The 22,815-nt window shown below is 38.9% G+C and carries 16 protein-coding genes, 1 pseudogene and 1 other annotated feature; of the genes and pseudogenes, 4 read left to right on the forward strand and 13 right to left on the reverse strand.

Going from position 1 to position 22,815, the window contains the following annotated elements:
• Positions 1–211: 211 nt before the first annotated feature.
• From mbcS to refZ, 6 genes are all read right to left on the reverse strand, one after another.
• On the reverse strand, positions 212–1,798 hold the full coding sequence (gene mbcS / locus AC4QJR_RS22080) for an acyl-CoA synthetase MbcS (protein ID WP_496524191.1): 1,587 nt from the start codon (positions 1,796–1,798) through the stop codon (positions 212–214).
• A 169-nt stretch (positions 1,799–1,967) separates the two neighbouring features.
• Complete coding sequence (locus tag AC4QJR_RS22085) at positions 1,968–2,174, reverse strand: alpha/beta-type small acid-soluble spore protein (RefSeq protein ID WP_088089259.1); 207 nt, start codon at positions 2,172–2,174, stop codon at positions 1,968–1,970.
• A 100-nt stretch (positions 2,175–2,274) separates the two neighbouring features.
• Positions 2,275–3,480: a tRNA uracil 4-sulfurtransferase ThiI gene (gene thiI, locus AC4QJR_RS22090; RefSeq protein WP_496524192.1), complete on the reverse strand. Its 1,206-nt coding sequence runs from the start codon at positions 3,478–3,480 to the stop codon at positions 2,275–2,277.
• Positions 3,481–4,623, reverse strand: coding sequence for a cysteine desulfurase family protein (locus AC4QJR_RS22095; protein ID WP_496524193.1), 1,143 nt, complete (start codon positions 4,621–4,623; stop codon positions 3,481–3,483).
• A 122-nt stretch (positions 4,624–4,745) separates the two neighbouring features.
• Positions 4,746–6,434: a septation ring formation regulator EzrA gene (gene ezrA, locus AC4QJR_RS22100; RefSeq protein ID WP_496524194.1), complete on the reverse strand. Its 1,689-nt coding sequence runs from the start codon at positions 6,432–6,434 to the stop codon at positions 4,746–4,748.
• 170 nt (positions 6,435–6,604) lie between these two features.
• Positions 6,605–7,237, reverse strand: a complete 633-nt coding sequence (gene refZ, locus AC4QJR_RS22105; protein WP_098574509.1) for a forespore capture DNA-binding protein RefZ — start codon at positions 7,235–7,237, stop codon at positions 6,605–6,607.
• Between the two features lie 158 nt (positions 7,238–7,395).
• Here refZ and AC4QJR_RS22110 point away from each other — a divergent pair, with 158 nt between their 5' ends.
• The gene (locus AC4QJR_RS22110; protein WP_496524195.1) at positions 7,396–7,878 is read left to right on the forward strand and encodes a GAF domain-containing protein; all 483 of its coding nucleotides are present in this window, start codon (positions 7,396–7,398) and stop codon (positions 7,876–7,878) included.
• 349 nt (positions 7,879–8,227) lie between these two features.
• On the opposite strand, the gene megL is transcribed toward AC4QJR_RS22110, so the two are convergent.
• On the reverse strand, positions 8,228–9,412 hold the full coding sequence (megL, locus tag AC4QJR_RS22115) for a methionine gamma-lyase (RefSeq protein ID WP_375375174.1): 1,185 nt from the start codon (positions 9,410–9,412) through the stop codon (positions 8,228–8,230).
• Positions 9,413–9,511: 99 nt separating this feature from the next.
• Positions 9,512–10,942: a sensor domain-containing diguanylate cyclase gene (locus AC4QJR_RS22120; protein ID WP_496524196.1), complete on the reverse strand. Its 1,431-nt coding sequence runs from the start codon at positions 10,940–10,942 to the stop codon at positions 9,512–9,514.
• Positions 10,943–11,323: 381 nt separating this feature from the next.
• Here AC4QJR_RS22120 and rpsD point away from each other — a divergent pair, with 381 nt between their 5' ends.
• Positions 11,324–11,926 carry a 30S ribosomal protein S4 gene (rpsD, locus tag AC4QJR_RS22125; RefSeq protein WP_026563299.1) on the forward strand — a complete coding sequence of 201 codons (603 nt, stop codon included), beginning with the start codon at positions 11,324–11,326 and terminating at the stop codon, positions 11,924–11,926.
• Between the two features lie 185 nt (positions 11,927–12,111).
• Here rpsD and AC4QJR_RS22130 read toward each other — a convergent pair.
• The 3 genes and pseudogenes from AC4QJR_RS22130 to AC4QJR_RS22140 all read right to left on the reverse strand — a co-directional run.
• Positions 12,112–12,357 (reverse strand): annotated as a pseudogene (locus tag AC4QJR_RS22130) (SH3 domain-containing protein); the annotation flags it as partial.
• Between the two features lie 199 nt (positions 12,358–12,556).
• On the reverse strand, positions 12,557–13,483 hold the full coding sequence (locus AC4QJR_RS22135) for a response regulator (RefSeq protein ID WP_496524197.1): 927 nt from the start codon (positions 13,481–13,483) through the stop codon (positions 12,557–12,559).
• 6 nt (positions 13,484–13,489) lie between these two features.
• Entirely contained in the window at positions 13,490–14,719 is a 1,230-nt protein-coding gene (locus AC4QJR_RS22140; protein ID WP_496524198.1) for a sensor histidine kinase, read from the reverse strand.
• Between the two features lie 208 nt (positions 14,720–14,927).
• Here AC4QJR_RS22140 and AC4QJR_RS22145 point away from each other — a divergent pair, with 208 nt between their 5' ends.
• Positions 14,928–16,175 carry a cation:dicarboxylate symporter family transporter gene (locus AC4QJR_RS22145; protein WP_496524199.1) on the forward strand — a complete coding sequence of 416 codons (1,248 nt, stop codon included), beginning with the start codon at positions 14,928–14,930 and terminating at the stop codon, positions 16,173–16,175.
• 207 nt (positions 16,176–16,382) lie between these two features.
• On the opposite strand, the gene tyrS is transcribed toward AC4QJR_RS22145, so the two are convergent.
• Positions 16,383–17,636 (reverse strand): tyrosine--tRNA ligase, encoded by a 1,254-nt coding sequence (tyrS, locus tag AC4QJR_RS22150; protein WP_496524200.1) that lies wholly within the window; start codon positions 17,634–17,636, stop codon positions 16,383–16,385.
• Positions 17,637–17,683: 47 nt separating this feature from the next.
• Positions 17,684–17,908: a binding site (T-box leader), on the reverse strand.
• Positions 17,909–18,052: 144 nt separating this feature from the next.
• On the opposite strand from tyrS, the gene AC4QJR_RS22155 reads away from it, so the two are divergent.
• Positions 18,053–20,902, forward strand: a complete 2,850-nt coding sequence (locus tag AC4QJR_RS22155; RefSeq protein ID WP_496524201.1) for a transglycosylase domain-containing protein — start codon at positions 18,053–18,055, stop codon at positions 20,900–20,902.
• A 67-nt stretch (positions 20,903–20,969) separates the two neighbouring features.
• On the opposite strand, the gene acsA is transcribed toward AC4QJR_RS22155, so the two are convergent.
• Positions 20,970–22,688, reverse strand: a complete 1,719-nt coding sequence (acsA, locus tag AC4QJR_RS22160) for an acetate--CoA ligase (RefSeq protein ID WP_496524202.1) — start codon at positions 22,686–22,688, stop codon at positions 20,970–20,972.
• Positions 22,689–22,815: the final 127 nt, after the last annotated feature.

The raw sequence follows: 22,815 nt of genomic DNA on the forward strand, positions 1-22,815 counted from the left end.
TAGATTAAGCTTCCCAAGCTAGGTCAGTCTCCTTGGGTATGGATTTTCACCATCTGGGATTCCTATTCATTATCCTCACCAAGTCGTTTCACCGAGATGACGTCTCTTTCAGATAATGAAAAAGAAGAGTGTCGACTGAGTCAACACTCTACGCGACTGCCCGTCGCACAAAAAGCAGACGAAATTCCGCCTGCTCGCTCTCCAACAAACCTTATGCTTGTTTCGCTCCCTCAAGTTCTTTTTTCCGAAGTTCAATCCGGCGAATTTTCCCAGAGGTTGTTTTTGGAAGTTCTGTGATATATTCAATTTTCCTTGGATACTTATATGGCGCTGTAAGCGTTTTTACATGCTCCTGTAATGTTTTTGTTAATTCAGGGTCGGAGGAATCAACATCTTCTTTTAAGACAACAAATGCTTTGACAATAAAGCCGCGAATCTCATCGGGACTTGCCACGACTGCACATTCCTTTACAAACGGATGTTTAACAAGTGCATCTTCCACTTCAAATGGTCCAATCGTATAGCCAGAGCTGATAATAATATCATCCCCACGTCCTTCAAACCAAAAATAGCCTTCTTCGTCCATCTTTGCTTTATCACCGGTTACATAATAATCACCCCGGAACTGCATTGCTGTTCTTTCCGGGTCTTTATAATAGTTTTTAAATAAGGCTGGCGTTTCTACATGGACAGCGATATCACCCACTTCACCGACTGCACACACCATGCCCTCTTCGTTTATGATTTCAACTCTGTTCCCAGGCGTCGGCTTGCCCATGGAACCAGATTTCAATTCCATTCCTTTGGTAACGCCTACAAGCAAAGTATTCTCTGTTTGTCCATAACCGTCACGGACATCAATATTAAAATGTTTTCTAAACGTGTCAATTACTTCTCGATTTAATGGTTCCCCTGCCGAGACAGCACTATGAAGATTTGGTAATTGGTAATCAGCTAAGTTATCAACTTTCGCCATTAGTCGATATTCCGTTGGTGTACAGCAAAGGACATTTACATCATATTTTTGGAGGAGACTTAAATATTTTTTCGGTTCAAATTTTCCACTGTAAACTAAGCCAGTACCACCGGAGCCAAGAACGGATAAGAAAGGACTCCAAATCCATTTTTGCCATCCTGGGCCAGCAGTTGCCCAAACTGTGTCACCATCTTCAATACAAAGCCACTGTGGTGCAGCTGTTTTTAAATGTGCATAAGCCCAGCCATGTGTATGGACCACACCTTTAGGATTCCCAGTTGTTCCAGATGTATAGGATAAAAAGGCCATATCTTCTCTAAGGGTGTCTGCTTGTTCAAAGGATTCGGAAGCAGTTGCCATCTCAGTGTCCAAGTCAATCCAGTCCGGTTCAGTTCCACCAATCGTAAATCTGAGCAATGGCTGGGTTTTGTTGATATTTTCAAATTGATCCGCGTATGGATAATGACTTATTACACCCTTTACATCACCGTGTGTTATCCGATATTGCAAATCCTTTTCCTTTAACATTTCCGAACTTGGAATAACGACCAATCCCGCTTTTAAAGCAGCCAAATAAACGACATATGCTTCAATGAGTCGCGGTACGATGACAAGGACTACATCTCCCTTATTTAAGCCATTCCTAGCGAACACATTTGCCGCTTGATTCACTTTTCTCATTAATTGTTCATATGTAACTTGTTGGGTGTCACCTGCTTCATTCTCCCACTTTAATGCCACTCTGTTTGGATTCTTCGCAAAATGCTCCACTTCTGAGACTAGATTATACTTTTCCGGTGCAATCAAATCTTCCCGCTTCATGCTTCTCCCCCTAACAATATGTTATTTTTATCCCACAATATTAATTATACAAAATTATTAGATAATTTTGTATTATTATTCAGATACAATTATTTTTTACTATCTGGACCATAAAAAGAGAGCGTGGGGAAACCCCCACGCTCTCTGTAGCCATCGTATTAATTTTTTATTAACGAGAGAATCCGCCGCCTAATTGTGATTCAGCCATTGCTACCAGACGCTTTGTGATTTCACCACCAACAGATCCGTTAGCGCGTGAAGTAGTGTCAGCTCCAAGATTTACACCAAATTCAGAAGCAATTTCATATTTCATTTGGCTTAGAGCTTGTTCAACACCAGGAACCAATAATTGATTTGAGTTGTTGTTGTTTGCCATGTGATATCACCTCCTTGTGAGTATAGAATGTGTAGAACTTAAGAACTTCATTCTATCTTACAATTGGTAATTGTTCACAAATTGTTCGAATTTTACCTTCTTAAAATAATTCGCTAAATTCTGAGTGCTGTTTTTGATCCGGTTTGACGACAATTGTTTCTGTCCCCTGTACTGCTTCATGGATCAAGGGTTCAAAATCAAAAAAACTTTCAAAATGCTGAACCTTTTCTCTTTTTGGCTTTGTTTTCGGTGAGGAAGGTACAAAGATGGTACAGCAATCTTCAAAAGGCCTGTTTGAGATTTCAAGTGTATCAATTTCTTGCGCAATTTTTATAATATCTGTTTTGTCCATTGTAATCAATGGCCGCAAAATAGGAGTATTGGTTACTTCATTGATTGCAAACATACTTTCTAATGTCTGGCTCGCCACCTGACCTAGGCTTTCACCGGTAATAATCGCCAAACCTTCGTGTTTTTTTCGAATTTCATCTGTAATTCGCAGCATCATTCTTCTGGTGGATGTCATCGAGTAATTTTCTGGTATTTGTTCACGAATCGTTTGCTGAATATTTGTAAACGGGACAATATGCAATTTCAGTGAGCCATATATTTCAGCTAGTTTTTTTGAAAGATCAATGACCTTTTCTTTTGCCCTTTCACTAGTAAATGGAGGACTGAAGAAATGGACTGCTTCGACTTCTACTCCTCTTTTCATTGCCATATAAGCTGCAACAGGGCTGTCAATCCCACCTGAAAGCATGAGCATAGCTTTACCGCTTGACCCAACGGGAAGCCCGCCAGCACCTTGGATGGTTTGACATGAAAGATAAATGGCTTCTTTTCTGACTTCAATTCGTAAATTAATATCTGGATTTTTCACATTCACTTTCAACCCTGGGATATTCTGCAATAAATAGCCGCCGATGGTATGATTGATTCCATCAGTATCCAACTCAAACGATTTATCCGATCTTTTAGGTGTTATCTTGAAGGTTTGTCCATCCCTATAAAGAGAGCGAACTAATTCTAGCGAGCTCTGCTTTAATTCCTCCAAACCTCTTTCTACCTTAATCGCAGGGCTAAAAGACTGGATTCCAAAAATATTCTCTAATTTATCAATAACTTTTTCGCAAGCTTCACCATTTAATAAGACATACATCCGGTCACGGCCTGCTTCCACTTTCACGTTCGGAAAAGGAGCAAGCGCGATTCTTACACTTTTTTTTAACTTATCAACAAATTTATTACGATTTCTGCCTTTTGTTGAGATTTCACCATAGCGTATTAGTATTCGTTCGTATTCCATTTATTTCATTACCTTCCTTAATTGGTCTGCAGATTCTTTGAAGCCCTCTAAAGCCGTAATTGCTTCTTCTATACTATTTTCAAAGGAAAGACTTATTCTGATGGCACTTTCCGCTAACGTCTCAGGAACACCCATTTCTAGAAGCGTCTTACTAGGCGATTTTTTCTTTGAGGAACATGCACTTGTTGTTGAAACATAGATGCCTTTCTGCTCAAGCGAGTGGATAAATACCTCCGACTTAATTCCTTTTAGTGAAAAATTTATGATATGCGGGGCTGCATGTTCATGTGGCGTATGAATTTGAACATCTTCTATTTCAATTAATCCATTCCTGAGCATGCTTTGAATCTTCTTCATTCTTACTAACCCGGTTTCCGCTTTCGTTAAGGTCATCCTGAGTGCTTTGGCCATCGCAACTGCACCTGCCACATTTTCAGTACCGCTGCGAAGTTTCCGTTCCTGATTCCCCCCAGAAAATAATGGAGCGAGTCTTGTACCTTCACGAATATAAAGGGCACCAGTCCCCTTTAAACCATGAAATTTATGGCCGGATAGCGAGCAGAAATCCACCCTGCCTTCCTTTAGTAAAAGAGGAATTTTCCCTATACTTTGAACAGCATCCACATGGAATAAAATCGTCGGATATTTTTTTAATAGGTCACCAATTTCTTCTATCGGCTGAACCGTTCCAACTTCATTATTCACATGCATAATCGAAATTAAAATAGTATCTTTCCTAATCGCGCTTTCAAGGTCAGCGACACTAATCCTTCCGTACCGGTCCACAGGCAGGTAGGTAATCTCAAAACCCTCCTGTTCAAGCTGTTCCATCGCAGATCGTACGGATGGATGCTCTACACTTGATGTAATCAAGTGGCGTCCTTTATTTTTATGCAATAATGCAGTCCCTTTAATTGCTAAATTATTTCCTTCAGTGCCTCCAGAGGTAAAATAAATCTCGGAGGGCTTCACCTTTAGGAGCTTGCTCACTTGTTCTCGTGCCTGGGATAACAACTTTTCTGCTTGTGCACCCATATTGTGTAGTGAGGACGGGTTCCCATAATATTCACTCGATACTGTAACAAAAGAATCTAACACTTCTTTAAACGGTTTAGTCGTTGCACTATTATCTAAATAAATCATTTTTTCTCCTCCGAACTTCCGAACCATTGCACTTACAAAAATAAATCTTATCATAAAGATAAATAAAAGGAAAAACAAAAAACCGATTCAGCCAAAGAGTGCACTGATCGGTTTTTAATTATTTACTCACTGACAAATGAAGCTTTTATTTTTTTCAAAGCATCGGGATCAATAACGTCCAGTGTTGCTGCCGCTTGTTCAAGAGCCTGTTGGTAATCATAATGTCTAAACGCAATTTCTGCTTCCTTTAAGCCTTTAGCTACTGCTGGGTACTGGGTTTTATATCGATTCCCATATTGAATAGCTTTTTCTGCAAGCATCACATTTTCTAATAGTTCAATCGTTGAATTAGTAAGTTTATCCACTGTTAAAACAGCAATTTCTAAATACTGATTTAAAGCGGAAATGTTAAGCGGTTTTTCTTCAAGTTGGTATTTCACATTTTGAATACTCTCATTTGTATCCTCAAACAAATACTTATAATCCTCTGGTAAGCCTGGCACATTGCCCTTCGTCACGAGACGAACGGTTTCCCCCACCTTTTTTGTAAGTTCTTTAAGTGTCTCTCTTGCTTCAAATTCATCTTTCCTAAGGGCTTGGAGTTTTAAAGCAAAATCTTGCTGTCCCTCACGGATAATATCCAGCTGTTCTTTAATCTGAGCCAACTCTTCGCTTATGACGCTTTGTGCTATTTCGTTTAATTTTACTTTTTCTATTAGGATCTCAAAATGTTTATAGACACTAGAAAGTTCCTTTTCCAGATGACGCTGTGTTTCAAAATCACTATCGGACAACTGGTAACTTTCTTGAACATGAAGGAGTTCACTTGATAGATGACTATTTTCCTCATACGCGGAAAGGAGGAGATCACTAGCAATTTGTTCATTTTTTAACACAAAATGCTTAGCATGAACTTCTTTTTCCAATTGATCGAATAGGATATCGATTCTTTCCTTTATCTCTGCTATACCTTCCACTGCCTCGTCAATCTTCGTCGCTTCGATGAGTATTAAATTCTCAGACAGCTTTTCCTCTAAGCGTTTTAGCTCTTCATCCACGTTGATATGTTCTAAGTAATATTCTTGGCCAGACATTTCACGGTACCCTTCAAGAATATCGGATAGCTGATTCGGAAGAAGCGATTGACATTCAATTAATAACTGCGGGATTAATTCCATATCTTTTTTAATCGTCCCCAGCTGACTTTGAATCGACAAAACTACTTCACGGGCTTCAAGATAATTACCTTGTTCCGTTTTTTCATCAAATTCCTGAAACTTTTGTGACACGCCATTAAGTTGTTCTTCTAAAGACTTTTCTGAATTGCCAAAACTGTGGCGGTGGGCAAGCAGCATTTTCTTAGATTCCCGATACTGCTCTTTTAATCCCTCAATTTCAACACGGTTCTTTTCCTCGCTGCCAACCAATTCATGTAACTCTTCTAAAATACTTTTTATCTGATCCTCTGTTTCTTGTAACTTCCCAGCGATTGCTAGTTGGACACCTTTAGCTTTATTAAAACGATACCGATCTATGTACTCTTCTGCATCGAAAAGCATTTCTTCTAATTTAGGAAGTTGCACCGTAACAACCTCGTCCCACTGATTTCGCCAACGTTCGAAAAGCTCTTCCGTTTGACCTGTCATATTAAGCAGCTTAACCTTTGACATTTCATCCAGTACTGGACGATTCATTAAATCGATTTTCCAAGCTTCCAATCGATCCATTTCCTTAAAGTACTTTTTCTTAATTAGATACCCTACTACGATTAAGGCCAGTATTAGGATAAAAAATCCAATGAAAAATTTCACAAGTAAGCCCCCTATTTCCAAAAACATTCTTTCCAAATGCAGTTATCGTACATCTATTTTAAATGAATCTAATAATGTTCTGTTCAATGCTATTATGATACCATGTAAACGACATTTTTTGACTATTAATTTCATTTTTTTTGTAAAATAAAAAAAAATAGCGATTGCCGCTATTTTACGACTGCCCCTAATTTCCTTGGCACATCCGAACATAATGTTTTATCAATCCATAAATTTATATCTTTTAAATATTTCTGTTCAAAAAATGGTTCATTAGGAAAAACATATAACACTTCCCTCATGTAATGGGTGTTCATAAATGGCATCATAAGTAGTCCTTTTAATTGAATAATTAAATAGGGAATCGAATGAGGACGAAACTCATTCCATTCAAAACCCCTCTCAAAGATTAATTGAAAATAGTATTTTTCTTTAAGTAAATAAGTAGACATGATTTCTCTTACTATTTGTGAGTCCATCGACATTTCTCGGTAAACCAAACTAGCCAATTTACTATTTTCACATTGATAGTGTAATAAATCCGCGACAATTCGTTTTAAACATTCCTTTGCTCCCCTTTCAATGGATGCATAGGCTTCTTCCATCTTACTAATATATTGTTCAAAAAAATGCGTAAAGCAATATTCTAATAGACCTGGTTTGTTTTCAAAATGGTAGGCAATGGTTGCCGTATTTACGTTAGCAAGACGGGCGATATCCCTTATGGACGTTCCTGTATAACCATTGGACGTAAACAATGTGATAGCAGCCTTTACTATTGCTTCTTTAGCATTTTTCTTCATAATAGTGGCCCCTTTCTGGAATACCCGATAATCCCCTTACTTAAAAATTCTTTGTTACACGACAGATTCCTTTATAAAATTATCGACAAAGTCTGCTTATATTCCTGTAAATTTGATAAAATACTTATATTAAATTGTTGAAACAAAGGGGAAATTTCATGTTTAACGTCGAAATGTATTCAGGGAGCCGCGAAGAAAATTATAATCTTGTCATAAAACAGTTGCATGCTCTCATTCATGATGAGGACAATCAAATCGCCAATCTTAGCAATGCAAGTGCCCTGCTGAATCAATTTCTTGATCGAATTAATTGGGTTGGATTTTATTTAATGGATAAAAACCGACAGCTTGTCCTGGGGCCATTCCAGGGTCTTCCTGCGTGTGTCCGAATTCCGGTTGGTAAAGGGGTTTGTGGAACGGCTGCCTTAAAACAGGAAACGGTTCTAGTTGCTGACGTTCATCTGTTTCCAGGCCACATTGCCTGTGATGCTGCGTCCCAATCAGAAATTGTCGTTCCGTTGATAAAGGATGGAGAGCTACTTGGTGTTCTTGATATTGATTCCCCAGAAAAGAATCGCTTTGATGAGTTAGATCAACAAAAACTAGAAGAGTTTGTGGCTGTTCTGGTTGAACATATATAGAAAAACCACAGAGGAAGTTTCCCAAAGGGGTGCGTTTTGGGGTGCTTTATTATTAAAAGACAAAAGAATTAACGTATGAATGGGCATACGTCTTTTTCTTTATTCATAAAGGTTTCTTTCAGGTTAAGCACTCGAGCTAATAAATAACCGGAAAAATTCCGCTTATTTAGAAATTATCATTAAAAATAACCAAAATAGGCGGAGAAATTCCGCCTATTGACTCGAAAAACGTGAAAATGAGAGATTTTGCCTTGCATAAGCGGAAAAACTTCCCTTATTTACCCCGAAACGAGCTTCGTTATGCATTTAACCGGAAATTCTCCGCCTATTTACTTTTATGCTCTTTCTATTATATCTTATCCAGCGCTTGTTCGAGGTCTTCTTGAAGATCCTCCCATGCTTCTAGGCCAACAGATAGCCGCAGCAAGGTATCATCAAAGCCCATTTTTTTTCGTTCTTCCTCTGGTACAACTGCATGGGTCATCGTCGCAGGATGTTGGATTAATGACTCAGCATCACCGAGACTAACAGCAATTTTTATTAATTGGAGTTGATTCATCAACTGTTGTGCTGTTTCCTTTGTTCCCTTGATTGTAAAAGAAATAAGCCCGCCTGGTTGTTTCATTTGATTTTTTGCAATTGAAAAATCTTGATGCTCTGGATCGCCAGGAAAATAAACTGTTTCGATTTTCGGATGGTCTTTCAAAAATCGAAACAATTTCCTGGCATTTTCACAGTGGCGGTCCATGCGTAGTGGCAGTGTTTTCATCCCTCTTAATAAAAGCCAAGCATCAAAAGGTGAGATAATCCCACCAATGTCTTTTTGGGTCGTCTTTGATACTTGTCTAATAAACTCCTTCTTTCCAACGACAAGCCCCGCAATGACATCTCCATGTCCGCAGATATATTTGGTTGCACTATGAATGACAACATCGCACCCAAGTGTTAGAGGGGTTTGAATATAGGGGGAACAAAATGTGTTATCCACCACAACAGGAATCCCTTTTTCATTCGCCACCCTCGCCACTAATTCTAAATCTACCAACTTCATGGTAGGATTTATCGGCGTTTCAATATAGATACATGCGGTGTTTGGACGGAGTTCTTGTTCTAATAAATCCGCCGAGTTCATTAAAGAAAAGTGGTGGTCGATACCATATTTCTCTTTTAATAGCTCTAACAAACCAAAGGTACAACCATATACTCCTTGTGAACAAAGAATATGATCCCCCGTCTTTGTTAAGGCCACTAACACTGCACTGACGGCTGCCATTCCAGACGAAAACGCTAAGCCCGCTTCACCTTGTTCAAGAACGGCGATCCTGTCTTCCAATATTTTCACGGTTGGATTTCCCAAGCGTGAATAAATAAATCCCTCTTCCTGACCGGCAAACCTTCTTTCCCCTTGTTCGGCGTTGGCAAAAATGAAGGTGGATGTTTGATATAAAGGGGGAACTAAACTGTCTTGATGTTCATCCGCCTTGTAGCCTGAATGAATAACTTCCGTTTCAAACCGCGATTTCTTTTTCTCCATTTTTAATTCCTCCTGTTTGAAAACGTTTGCATTTTGTTAATTTATAATATGTCAGTTTGATAAATATCGTTAGGGCACTCTTCATATGAGTGCCCTCTCCTAACAAACTCTAATACTTTGCTTTTGAATGACAACCTTGTTCTTTCCTGTCCCCTTTGCAATATAAAGGGCTTCATCTGCCCTTTTAAATAGGTAACTGTAGGCATCAACCTGCTCCTTATTCCAATAAGAAACACCACAAGACACCGTAATATGCGGCACAGAGGATTCAGCAATTTTTTTTACTAATCTTTCAGCTACAGCCGCCCCTTTGTCTAATGGAACTTCCGGAAGATAAAGAGCCAACTCTTCCCCACCCCAGCGGGCACCGATATCTTCTCCACGAATATTGTTTTTTATCAATTTTGCAACCTGTACTAGAACTTGATCTCCCACCTGATGGCCATATGTATCATTTATTTCTTTAAAATTGTCAATATCGAGCAGGATAAAAGTACCTTCTCCGGACTCTTTCATTGACCCCTGAATCCTCTCATCTAAAAATTTACGTGAATAGAGCTTTGTTAGATGATCGGTAATAATCATATGCTCCAACTCTTCTCTGAGCATGGAATTGGTTAGTGCAAGCGATGAATGATGAATAAGAGACTGAAGGAGTTTAAATGTATCAAAAGAAAAGAAATAGGGCTTTTGATGCATTACAATGGAAAAACCTTTTAATTTTTCGCTATGAATCATTGGCACTGCAAGAATCGAATGAAATCTTGGTGTATTTTTTATGTTTTGGAGGTTGAAATCTCCAATAAATAAAGGATTTTTTTCTCTTTCAATTTTTCCCTTTAAATAATCAATATAAAATTTGGCTTGTGGTGTGTAAAAGTAAGGAGTTGAACCTGGGAGTATTTTCACCTTAGCATGTTCGTTTGTGAATAAGAAAAATCCAACTTCTTGTGCATCAATGGATGAAATGATTTTTTCTGACATATATGTCATTGTATCAACTAATCGCAAGTTAGAATTTAAGCAATGCGAAGTTTCGTTGATGAATTGTAAATTGGCAATTTCCTGCCTTGATTGTTGATAAAGATAGGCATTTTCCAAGGAACAACCAGCAGCACTCGCAAGTAAACAAATAAATTCCACCTCAAACTCATCGAATTCATCCGTGGTTGCTGACACTACCTGTAAGACACCATAGGTTACTTGTTTTCCTTTGAGGGGGGCATAAATAATCGCATGGTCACCAGTTGCAGAATACTCAAATTGAAGTTCTCCTGATCCATATGCTTTAATAGCTGCAATATTTTCACTATCATATTCAAGTTCAATAATCGGAAGTTCATTATGACTATATGTATCCTGTGAAAGTAATAAGGAAAAGGAGGAGTCAGGATATAATTCTTTCAAAATAACACATAATTCACCTAAAAGGTTCTCTACATCTAAAGATGAATGTAGTGTTTCTGTAATCTCTATTAATTGTTTGTATCTTTTTATTTGCCACTGTAAATCACACTCGAGAATATCCATTTAGGTTTCACCCGATCTAATTCCAGATATATACATAGTCTCTTAATTATAGTTAATGTTCAGACATTTTGGCGATATTAATTTGTATAAATTATTAACTTTTATTAAAATAATGTTTCTTACAAAATTCGTTTGTACTTACTTCTTTAAAAATATTCTTGACTTTGGAGGAATAAAAATTATATAATACTTTTTGTGTAAAATATTGCAGCCTATTGTGTTCACTTTGAATAGTTTCATTTTATTCCTCATATTTAAATGATGGTGTATCTCGTAACCCTTAGCTGCAAGGGCGAAGGTGCATGAAAATAAAATGGCTGTCAAAGAGTCTCATAACGGTTTTTATTTTACCAAAATAAAAACACGAAGGAGGAGTCATTCATGGCTCGTTATACTGGCTCTAGCTGGAAAATTTCCCGTCGTCTTGGAATCTCTCTAAGCGGCACAGGTAAAGAATTAGAAAAGCGTCCTTACGCTCCTGGACAACATGGTCCAAACCAACGCAAAAAGCTTTCTGAATACGGATTACAATTACAAGAGAAGCAAAAGCTTCGTCATATGTATGGCGTAACTGAGCGTCAATTCCGTAATCTTTTTGATAAAGCTGGCAAATTAGCTGGTATCCACGGTGAAAACTTCATGGTTCTTCTTGAATCACGTCTTGACAACGTTGTATACCGTTTAGGTTTAGCACGTACTCGTCGTGGAGCACGTCAATTAGTTAACCACGGCCACATCTTAGTTAATGGTTCACGAGTTGATATCCCATCATTCCGCGTAACTCCTGGTCAAACAATCAGTGTTCGTGAAAAATCACGTAACCTTGATGTGATCAAAGAAGCAATCGAAGTAAACAACTTCGTTCCTGACTTCTTAACTTTTGATGCTGACAAATTAGAAGGTACTTTCACTCGCTTGCCTGAGCGTTCTGAATTACCTGCTGAAATTAACGAAGCTCTTATCGTTGAATTCTACTCACGTTAATTGAATTGCTTATTAAAAAGCAATCACAAAAGCCCTAGAAACCGCGTTATATCAACGTTTCTAGGGCTTTTTTTTCACTCCGGTAATAGCATGACGGTGATATCTATGTTCTATATATGATAAGGTACATAAACAAGAGACAAAAAAAAAACAGAAAAATATTCTGTTTTTTTCTCCGTGGAGAATTAGTATTTGTTTAGCTCCTTAATCGGAGTTTGAATGATAACTGGATTCTTTTTAGGCTTCAACCATTTCAAGATGTTTACAACATTCTTTTGAGAAGTTGAGGTACATCCGAGCGTGTAGCCACTTCCAATGTGGAAGAAGATAGCACTGCCTTTATCCGGAGTTCGTTGTGTATTGTAGTTAATAACGAAACCGTAGGTGTAAGCTGAGATATTCATGTTTTCAGCACTCTTCCATTGACCTCGTGTTTAACATTGCAACTAAGATTGCAAATCCTTTTTTAAACATCTACTTTCATACTCCATTCTAGTCATGATAACTTATTTATTTTTTATAATATAACGATTATATCATTCTATTTTACTAGGAATTAACATATTTAAAAGGGCTGTCCTGGCCCTTTTTTGTTTTCCCCAAGAGGATACTTGTTTGAACGAGAGTAAACTACCTAGGGAATAGTCTGCCGTTTGTCTCCATTTGCAAAGCATAGAGGAATTTTTTGATGTCGATTCGGGTAGTTGTGGTATGGTTTTTTCCCTCCAGTTCGAGCATCTTCATTCTTACTTGGGTGTAGTCAAACAATTTGGATGAGTAGTACTCAAATGTTGGGTTGGCATAATCGGTTAATCCCAGTGAAGCAAGATGCTCGAGCACCTGTTGGAGGATTCGGCGGATCCGTTGTTCCACAGCCTTGGCTTCTTTTCTAATTTCCTCCGGAGAGACGGAAGAACCAAGCCGCTTTTTGGCCGCTCGCTCATAAAGATCCTTCATAGGCGGGAGCTCCCGATTCCCCTCCATGTCCCATTGATGTAAAATTTCTAGAAGATTCAACAAATCCTTTTCACCGTTTTTGCCAACAATTCCAAGTTCAAGCAAGATGCTTTTGGCAGAGGACGGAAACATGGGTTGTTTACTTGGGAGGTCGTTCTCAATCTGCCGTTTTTTTGTATTATGCGTAGTTAAAAAGCTTAATGACTTTTGAATGTTATGAAGTGATTTTTCCAGTAAAAGATAGTCACTCACTTTCTTAATGACACTTACCACCTCAAGTCGGTTTATCGGCTTGGTGATATAATGCACGACACCTAGGGAATACGCTTCACTAATCATATCCTTCGTTTCGACTTGGGAGATCATGATGATTTTTCCCCGAAAGGAGGGAGCAATTTCTCTGACTGTCTCAATCCCGTCCCTAATGGGCATGAGAAGGTCAATCATTAATATATCAACTTCCTGTATATCGAGGGTATGTGCATCTACTTCAGACCCGTCAGCTGCCTCCCCCACAACCGTACCCAATCCCTCTTCTTCAATAATATTGGATAACATCCCTCTGATAGTTGGGGTATCATCGACAATAAAAAATTTCACTGTATATCACCCCTTTTTCGTTAAATTCACAACCGGAAGCTGAACTTCAAAGGTGGTTCCATTTTCTTTTGAGGACTCTATCAGGTTAATTTTACCATCAAGATCTTCAATGACATTTTTTGTGTAGGATAAACCTATTCCATTAGAAGCGATTCCGGCCTGGTCAAATTTCGTCGTAAAGCCTGGTTCAAAAATATACACTTTGTTTTTATTTGATATCCCGTTTCCATTATCCTTTATAGTTATTTTGACTAGGTCTTGAACCTTTTCAGCCGTTACCACAATCTGCCCCTCCTGATCGATGGCTTCCACAGCATTGGCGACAAGATTATTGATTAGGGAAAGGAGGATAAAAGTGCGGTACTCCGGATGTTCACCGGAAATTCCTACTTGGAAATCAATCGTTTTCCGAAGCAACTCACTATAATTTTTATTCGAGATAGTTGCAACAGAAATGATTTCCTGAATGTTCATAAAATCATCCAATTTTTCTTTGGTCATTAATTTGGACAAACCAGCATATATACGTTGATTATCTTTTTTAATCTCGTGTAATTCCCCGGCGATTTTCAGCATCGCTTGTGCTTGATTCTGATTGTTTAGAGCTTTTAAATCACGATATATTGCATAGCAGTCGCTAGTTAACTTCTCCGCATCTCTCGCTGATTTTTCCAATTGAAACATTTCTACATACAAATTTGAGACTAATAGTAAAACCTCTTCGGTCCTCTTTTTTTGCTGCTCTTCAGCCAACCTAGTTTCCCGCACTAAGATGGTATTGAAAAAACCAAGGACAAAGAAGCTGCGGATAATTGCTACCCCTATAATAATCAAGAAACTCGAGGTTGTCATTTTCATATCGGTTGTAAAATGACGAATGGTCATTTCGGTAACATTCCCCATGATTTCGAGCACCATGCCAAGCAGACCAATGAGAAGCGGCTGATGATACAATTTCTTTACCTTGAAAATATGAAAAAACATGCCAAAAATCATGTAATAAAAAAACACGGGAAAATGGATTGGGAATTCGAATGAGCCAACCTGTACCTTGTCCAGAATAATCCGAAAGCAAACAACTGCACTTCCCGTTAAAAAGCCAGCTAAAACAGGATGGATTTTTCGTGACCATAATAAAATGAAAAAGAATACAGTTGTACTCATACTGAATCTTAAAGCAGCTCCGCTTAAGGGGTAAAACTTCAATTCTCCAGTAATGGGCACAGCAATAATCATAAATAAATACGCTAATAATTTATCGCGAATACAATTACTCCCTTTCTATCGTAAAAAAAATATTATAAATTGTAAAAATATTTTTATCCACTTTGTAGTTTTTTGTAGTTTATCGTAGTACTACAGGTATGATGTAAATGTTGGAAACGTTTACAGAATATATTCTACTATAATACTATCAAAAAACTTAACGATGGGAGAGAAGCGAGTGAAAAAAATTAGTTTAGCATGGCAAATTTTTATTGGTTTAATTCTTGGGATTATTGTTGGTGCCATTTTTTACGGAAATCCACATATTGAGGAATTTTTACAGCCGATTGGAAACATCTTTTTACGATTAATTAAAATGATTGTCGTGCCGATTGTTATTTCATGCCTTGTTGTCGGTGTGGCAGGTACGGGTGATATGAAATCGTTAGGGAAGCTCGGCGGAAAAACGCTCCTTTATTTTGAAATTATTACAACACTCGCAATCATTGTTGGATTATTAATCGCCAATGTTTTCCATCCAGGTACAGGCGTGGACCGTTCACAACTCGTTAAATCGGACATCAGCTCCTATGTAACGACTGAAAAAGCAACGGAGGCACACTCTCATATTGATACAATTGTGAATATCGTACCGACTAATGTGGTGCAGGCGTTCGCAAACGGGGACATGTTGGCCATTATTTTCTTCTCCGTAATGTTTGGACTTGGCGTTGCAGCAATCGGTGAAAGAGGCAAGCCGATTATCACGTTTTTTAGGGGTACAGCTGATGCGATGTTCTATGTAACCAATCAAATTATGAAGATTGCTCCATTTGGGGTGTTTGCCTTAATTGGGGTTACGGTTTCAAAATTTGGGTTGGAATCATTAATACCGCTTGGAAAATTGGTTTTGACCGTTTATGGCGCAATGATATTCTTTATTATTGTCATTCTTGGCATCGTTGCGAAAATAGCCGGCTATAATATTTTTAAACTATTAGCTTACTTGAAAGACGAATTAATTTTAGGGTATTCCACAGCAAGTTCGGAAACCGTCCTTCCGAAAATTATGGAAAAAATGGAGCGAATCGGCTGTCCGAAAGGGATTACTTCATTCGTGATTCCGACTGGCTATTCCTTTAATCTCGATGGTTCAACCTTGTACCAAGCGATTGCAGCACTGTTCATCGCTCAAATGTATGGCATTCATATGAGCATTGGACAACAGATTACATTAGTCCTTATTTTAATGATTACCTCAAAAGGAATTGCAGGTGTCCCTGGTGTTTCAATTGTCGTCCTGCTTTCAACCTTAGGAAGTGTCGGTATTCCAGTCGAGGGCTTGGCGTTTATTTTAGGCGTAGACAGGCTGCTGGACATGGCCCGTACATGTGTAAACATTGTTGGTAACTCACTAGCTGCTATTGTTATCACTAAATGGGAAGGTCATGAAGTTAAAGAACACATCGAAGAACAGGCTGCCTAAGCTGTCATATGGGAAAAGACAAGGCACAACTAGTGATGAATAGCTAGTTGTGCCTTTTTGGTTTTTATAGATGTTGGTAACGGGGCTTTGTCTATCGTCGGTTGACCCATTGGATTGATTTCCGATATAAATACACTAATTTAACACGTTGTTACAAGGATTCATTTCAGCCAAAAAAAGGGCTTTGAACCCAAAGCCCTTTTCCTATTAGTATTTGATTAATGTGTACTTCTTCTTACCTCTTCTAACAATTGTAAATTGTCCTTCAATCCGATCTGTTTCTGCTAATACATAAGCGGTATCTGTGATTTTTTCGCCATTAACTGTGACGGCACCATTTGAAATGTCTTCCCGTGCTTGACGCTTGGATGGAGAAATTTTCGCCGCAACTAAAAGGTCGACCAAATTCTCCTCATTTTGTGAAGTATATGCTGGTACATCTTTAAAACCCTGCGCAATTTCCATCGCTGAAAGACTGCTTACATCCCCACTAAATAATGCCTGAGAAATTTTGATTGCCTGCTGTAAGGAATCTTCTCCATGGATCAAACGAGTCATTTCTTCTGCTAATACCTTTTGGGCCTTACGAAGATGAGGCTCTTCTTGAACAGCCTTCTCTAATTGTTCAATTTCCTCGTGCGAAAGGAATGTGAAAATCTTTAAGTATTTAACAACATCGGCATCTGCGGTATTAATCCAGAACTGGTAGAACTCGTAAGGCGTTGTTTTTTCAGGATCTAACCAAATCGCACCGCTTTCCGTTTTCCCAAACTTAGTACCGTCTGCCTTTGTCACAAGCGGAATCGTTAACCCATATGCCTTAGAGCCTTCTGGTTGAACTTTACGGATTAATTCCAACCCTGTAGTGATATTCCCCCACTGGTCACTTCCTCCGATTTGCAATTTACAGTTATGGTTCTCATACAAATGAAGGAAATCCATCGCTTGTAAAATGGTGTATGTGAATTCAGTGAATGAAATTCCTGTCTCAAGGCGATTGGCAATAGTGTCTTTTGCAAGCATATAATTCACGCCGATATGTTTACCAATATCACGCAAGAATGTAACGACATCCATAGAGCCTGCCCAATCATAGTTATTAACCATAATAGCCCCATTTTCGCCTGCAAATTCGAAAATAGATTCAAGCTGCTTCTTAATTCCCGCTACGTTATCTTGAACTGTTTCAAGAGTTTGCAGCTTTCGTTCTTCGCTTTTTCCACTTGGGTCACCAATTAATCCTGTTGCTCCGCCAACTAAGACAATCGGACGGTGTCCATGCTGTTGAAATCTTCTTAATGTTAAAAACGGCAGTAAATGGCCGATGTGCATACTATCTGCGGTTGGGTCGACACCGCAATACAAAGAAATTGGCTCCTTACTTAAGGTATCCTTTAACCCCTCTTCATCCGTTTGCTGGTAAATAATCCCTCTCCAAGTCAAATCTTGTAATAAATCCATAAATATTCCCTCCAATAATGTAAAAAAATAAAAACGCCCCTGCAAAATGCAGGGACGTAAATTTACGCGGTACCACCCAGCTTGAGGAATAGGAACATTCCTCCAACTCATAAAATTAACGGTTTAGACCGTTCTCCACTACTGTCAATCAATCTTCACAGAGAAAGCTCAAGGACGTAATTCATTCTTCTATATGTATCAGCTTGCACCACCGCTGACTCTCTACAAACAGGGATAGAAGAACTACAGTTGGTTCCCTTCATAGCTTTTTATTAAATTAATGTATAGCTTTTTTTACCATAATTATAGTTACTTGTCAAACACAACTGGAAATTTCAGATAATGTAGAACTTTGTCAGTTTTTATACCTTTGATATGCTATAATGTATGTGATTTTAGATGAGGTGATACTATAGATGGTTGAAAAATTACAAGCATGGCTCGAAAAATCAAAATCCGTACTGAACATATTTACCCATAGAAAAACGGTTAAAAGTGCAAGAATCACATATCAAGTCGTTTGGAATCTGTTTCTCCTTGTACTAACAGTAGTAATTCTGGGTGGATCATTTGCAACAGGTGTCGGTGCTGGTTATTTTGCCTCACTTGTTAAAGATGAACCTGTCCGATCCTATGACAGCATGAAAAAGGACATTTATAACTACACGGAAACATCTGAGTTATATTTTGCTGATAATAAATATCTTGGAAAACTCCGTACAGATTTAGAACGAGAAGAAGTAAAGCTAGAAGATGTATCCGATTATTTGGTGAACGCAGTTGTTGCGACTGAAGACGAATACTTCTACAAACATAAAGGTGTCGTACCAAAAGCCGTATTTCGGGCAGTCTTCCAAGAAGTGACAAACTCCGCGGTACAATCCGGCGGTAGTACCTTAACACAGCAATTAATTAAAAATCAAATTTTAACCAATGAAGTTTCATTTCAAAGAAAAGCGAGTGAAATATTACTTGCCCTTCGTTTAGAGAAATTTTTTGATAAAAAGGAAATTTTGGAAGCTTATCTAAACGTGTCTACGTTAGGAAGAAACTCGTCAGGACGAAATATTGCTGGTGTCCAAGCAGCGGCAAAAGGAATCTTTGGTAAAAAGGCAAGTGATTTAACACTACCACAAGCAGCCTTCATTGCAGGATTGCCTCAAAGCCCATTCGGATATACGCCTTTCACAAGAGAAGGGACGATAAAAGAACCAAAATATCTTGAACCAGGTCTTACAAGGATGCAAACGGTCCTAAAAAGAATGTTTGATGGTGGCTATATCACCCAAAAGCAGTATACAGAGGCCTCTGCCTATGATATTAAGAAGGATTTTATCAAACCTGTCGCAAATCCACTCGAAAAATATCCTTGGCTAACAGTCGAAATTGAAAAGCGTTCCACTGAAGTTTTAACTACCGTCTTAGCGAAAAATGATGGGATTTCAGAAAAAGAGTTAAAGAACGATGATAATCTCGCTTATAAATATCAAATTTTAGCTAGAAATGCTTTGCGTCAAAATGGATACAAGATTCATTCGACGATTGACAAAAAAATCTATGATGCTATGCAGAAGGTAAAAGATAATTATCAATATTACGGACCTGATAAACCTCAAGAAAAAAAGGATCCAGAAACTGGAGAGGTCAAAACTGTTATGGAACCTGCTGAGGTGGGAGCAGAGCTGATTGAAAACAAAACTGGAAAAATTATCAGTTTTGTGGCTGGAAGGAATTATGATGATCAACAGCTTAATCACGCAACCAATGCCATTCGACAAAACGGCTCCACAATGAAACCGCTTCTAGTGTATGCACCTGCGATTGAGTTAGGAAAAGCAGCTCCAGGCACACCGCTGCCAAACGTAGCATTAGCTTTAGCGCCCGGCAGAAGTGATCCATGGCCGCAAAACTATGACTATCGCTATAGCGGATTGGTTTCAGCACGATATGCTCTGGCGAAATCTTATAACGTTCCTGCTGTTAAACTATACAAGAGTATAGTCGAGCAGCGTCCTGCCAAGTATCTTGAAAAAATGGGATTTACCTCTTTACGAAAAGACGATTATACAAATCTAGCTACCTCGATTGGCTCGATGACAAATGGGGTAACAATTGAAGAAAATACCAATGCATTCAGCACCTTCGCTAACAATGGTAAATTTATTGATGCTTATATGATTGATAAAATTGTTGATAAAAATGGCAAGGTTATCTATCAGCATCAGGTAACACCCGTTAAAGTCTTTAAACCTCAAACAGCTTATTTAACCCTCGATATGATGCGAGACGTTGTTAAAATGGGGACGGCAGCAGGTGTTAGAAGCCAGTTAAACTTTAGCAGCGACTGGGCAGGGAAAACAGGAACAGGAAATCAATATATTGACTCCTGGTTTGTTGCTTCAAACCCTAATGTCACCTTTGGTCTTTGGAGAGGATATGATACACCAAAATCGCTTCAGACATCTGGAATGTCTTATAGTGCACGGACCAATAACTTATGGGCAAAGTTAATGAACGCTGCCTATAAAATTAGGCCAGATTTAATTGATCCAGACAAGTCATTTAAAATGCCAAAAGGAATCGTGAAACGCTCCTATTGTGCTGTTTCAGGAATGCTTCCATCTAAAGCTTGTTCAAAAGCAGGTTTAATCGAAAGTGATTACTTTAATGTCAATAATGTACCTACAAAAGTCGACGATAGCTTAATTGAAGCAAACTATGTCACTGTAGGTAACAAAAAATATTTAGCCTTAGACTCTACACCAAAAGAGTTTTCCCAATTTGGTCTCATATTAAATCCTGATTTTATTAAGCGGATTGTTGGAAGTAACTTCCACAATTATAGTCAACTGATTCCACAGAAGGATCGTTGGGGAAAAATTCTTGTTTCAACCGCAAGAATGTACGATAACGGAAAAACTCCTGCTAGTGTTAGCGTAAACGCAAAAGGAAATACCTTATCATGGTCAGCCTCAGGGGATAAGGATGTTGTTGGTTACCGCATCTATCAAGGTGGGGCAAGTGCTAAAAAAGTAGGAAGTGTAGTCAATGGTTCTAAGCGGTCATTTAAAGTGGGGACCGGATCTTTCTATGTAACAGCAGTTGATATTGCCGGCAGGGAGTCTGCTCCATCGAATTTAGTCGATGCAGGAGTGATTATACCAACGGAACCAACGGAACCAACGATCCCCGTTGTACCGAATGACCCAAACGTTCCAACTCAGCCGAATCAACCGAATCAACCGACTAATCCACCAACGCCGTAAATAATTAAAACGCACCGACAGCAATGTGTCGGTGCGTTTTATTATTTTCCTATTGTTCGGCTGGTTTTTAATCTTCCATCGTAGAAAGATCACCAGTTGGAAGGTTTAGTTCCCACGCCTTTAGAACCCGTCTCATGATCTTACCGCTTCTTGTTTTTGGCAGTTTATCACGGAAGTCAATTTCACGTGGAGCAGCGTGAGCGGCTAGTCCTTTTTTGACAAACTGACGGATATCTTCTTTTAGTTCGTCTGTAGCTGAGTAACCGTCCCGTAGTGCTATAAACGCCTTAATGATTTCCCCGCGAACTGGGTCTGGTTTACCGATGACGCCAGCTTCTGCAACGGCAGGATGCTCGACAAGCTTGCTTTCTACTTCAAACGGTCCAACACGCTCACCTGAAGTCATAATGACATCATCTACACGGCCTTGGAACCAGAAATAGCCATCCTCGTCCATGTAAGCTGAATCGCCTGAGACATACCAGTCACCTGGCATAAAGTAAGATTCATATTTCTCAGGGTTATTCCAAATTGTATGCATCATGGAAGGCCAGCCCTTTTTAATCGCAAGGTTCCCCATCCGGTATGGAGGCAGTTCGTTTCCTTGATTATCAACAATCGCTGCCTCTACACCTGGAATTGGTTTCCCCATGGAACCAGGCTTAATTTCCATACAAGGATAATTACTAATCAGCTGCGCACCAGTTTCTGTCATCCACCAGTTATCATGAATGCGCTTGTTGAATACTTTTGCCCCCCATTTAACTACCTCTGGGTTTAAAGGCTCTCCAACACTCAGGACGTGGCGGAGGCTGCTTAAGTTGAATTTCTTCACCAACTCATCACCTGCACCCATTAACATCCGGAACGCCGTTGGTGCGCTGTACCAGACCGTTACTCCAAAGTCTTCAATCATTTGATACCAAGCTTCTGGACTAAACCGCCCTCCTACAATCACATTTGATGTTCCTGTAAGCCATGGTCCAAAGATTCCGTATGTTGTCCCTGTTACCCAGCCTGGGTCAGCTGTACACCAGTATACGTCGTCTTCTTTTAAATCGAGCACCCATTTTGCTGTTTGATAATGCTGAATCATGGCATTATGTACATGCAGTACGCCCTTTGGTTTCCCAGTAGACCCGGATGTATAATGCAGGATGAGACCATCGGTTCTGTCTACCCATTCAATTTGAAGATCTTTACTTGCAGATTCAAATTTTTTCAGAAAGTCAATGTATGGTCCTTGTTCATCTACATTCCCACCAATAAGGAAAATAGACTTAAGAGCTGGCAGCTCTTGAACAGGTACACGTTCCAACAGTTCAGGGGTGGTAACTAAAACCTTCGCCTCACTGTCTTGCAAGCGGTCCCTGACAGCCCCTTCCATAAATGCCTCAAATAATGGTCCAACAATTGCCCCAAGTTTGATGGCACCTAATACCGTAAAATAAAGTTCAGGAGAGCGCGGCATAAAAATAAAGACACGGTCGCCTTTATCGACATCCCCGAATGTTTTTAAAACATTGCCCGCTTTGTTTGATAGTTCTTTCATTTCCTTAAAAGTATACTTTTCATTTCTTGAACCATCTCGATAATATAGGGCTACTTTATTTTTCCGGAAGGTTTTCGCGTGACGGTCGATGGCCTCATAAGCCATGTTGACAAGACCTGTTTCACTCCATGTAAATTCCCCTTCCGTTTCTTTCCAATCAAAATCCCTATACTTTTCTTGATAATTTACTAGATTATGATCCCCTTGTACGACTGGTAACGCTTCCACTTTCATTCAATCTCCCCCTTTGAACTTATTTTAAAATTACTATAGTACAAATATATACTATTCGCAATTTTTTAAAAAGTAAATTATATACATTTTTTATTTTTACTTACTAAATGCCTAGAAAAATATTATT

This window comes from Neobacillus sp. BP17, assembly GCF_059579525.1.

What these genes read in the sequence shown, in the direction of transcription:
- AC4QJR_RS22085 (WP_088089259.1), bottom strand. Translation starts at nt 2,174, where the DNA reads ATGGCAAACAACAACAACTCAAATCAATTATTGGTTCCTGGTGTTGAA.
- megL (WP_375375174.1), bottom strand. Translation starts at nt 9,412, where the DNA reads ATGGAGAAAAAGAAATCGCGGTTTGAAACGGAAGTTATTCATTCAGGC.
- AC4QJR_RS22140 (WP_496524198.1), bottom strand. Translation starts at nt 14,719, where the DNA reads ATGATTATTGCTGTGCCCATTACTGGAGAATTGAAGTTTTACCCCTTA.
- refZ (WP_098574509.1), bottom strand. Translation starts at nt 7,237, where the DNA reads ATGAAGAAAAATGCTAAAGAAGCAATAGTAAAGGCTGCTATCACATTG.
- AC4QJR_RS22110 (WP_496524195.1), top strand. Translation starts at nt 7,396, where the DNA reads ATGTTTAACGTCGAAATGTATTCAGGGAGCCGCGAAGAAAATTATAAT.
- AC4QJR_RS22155 (WP_496524201.1), top strand. Translation starts at nt 18,053, where the DNA reads ATGGTTGAAAAATTACAAGCATGGCTCGAAAAATCAAAATCCGTACTG.
- AC4QJR_RS22095 (WP_496524193.1), bottom strand. Translation starts at nt 4,623, where the DNA reads ATGATTTATTTAGATAATAGTGCAACGACTAAACCGTTTAAAGAAGTG.
- acsA (WP_496524202.1), bottom strand. Translation starts at nt 22,688, where the DNA reads ATGAAAGTGGAAGCGTTACCAGTCGTACAAGGGGATCATAATCTAGTA.
- rpsD (WP_026563299.1), top strand. Translation starts at nt 11,324, where the DNA reads ATGGCTCGTTATACTGGCTCTAGCTGGAAAATTTCCCGTCGTCTTGGA.
- tyrS (WP_496524200.1), bottom strand. Translation starts at nt 17,636, where the DNA reads ATGGATTTATTACAAGATTTGACTTGGAGAGGGATTATTTACCAGCAA.
- AC4QJR_RS22120 (WP_496524196.1), bottom strand. Translation starts at nt 10,942, where the DNA reads ATGGATATTCTCGAGTGTGATTTACAGTGGCAAATAAAAAGATACAAA.
- thiI (WP_496524192.1), bottom strand. Translation starts at nt 3,480, where the DNA reads ATGGAATACGAACGAATACTAATACGCTATGGTGAAATCTCAACAAAA.
- mbcS (WP_496524191.1), bottom strand. Translation starts at nt 1,798, where the DNA reads ATGAAGCGGGAAGATTTGATTGCACCGGAAAAGTATAATCTAGTCTCA.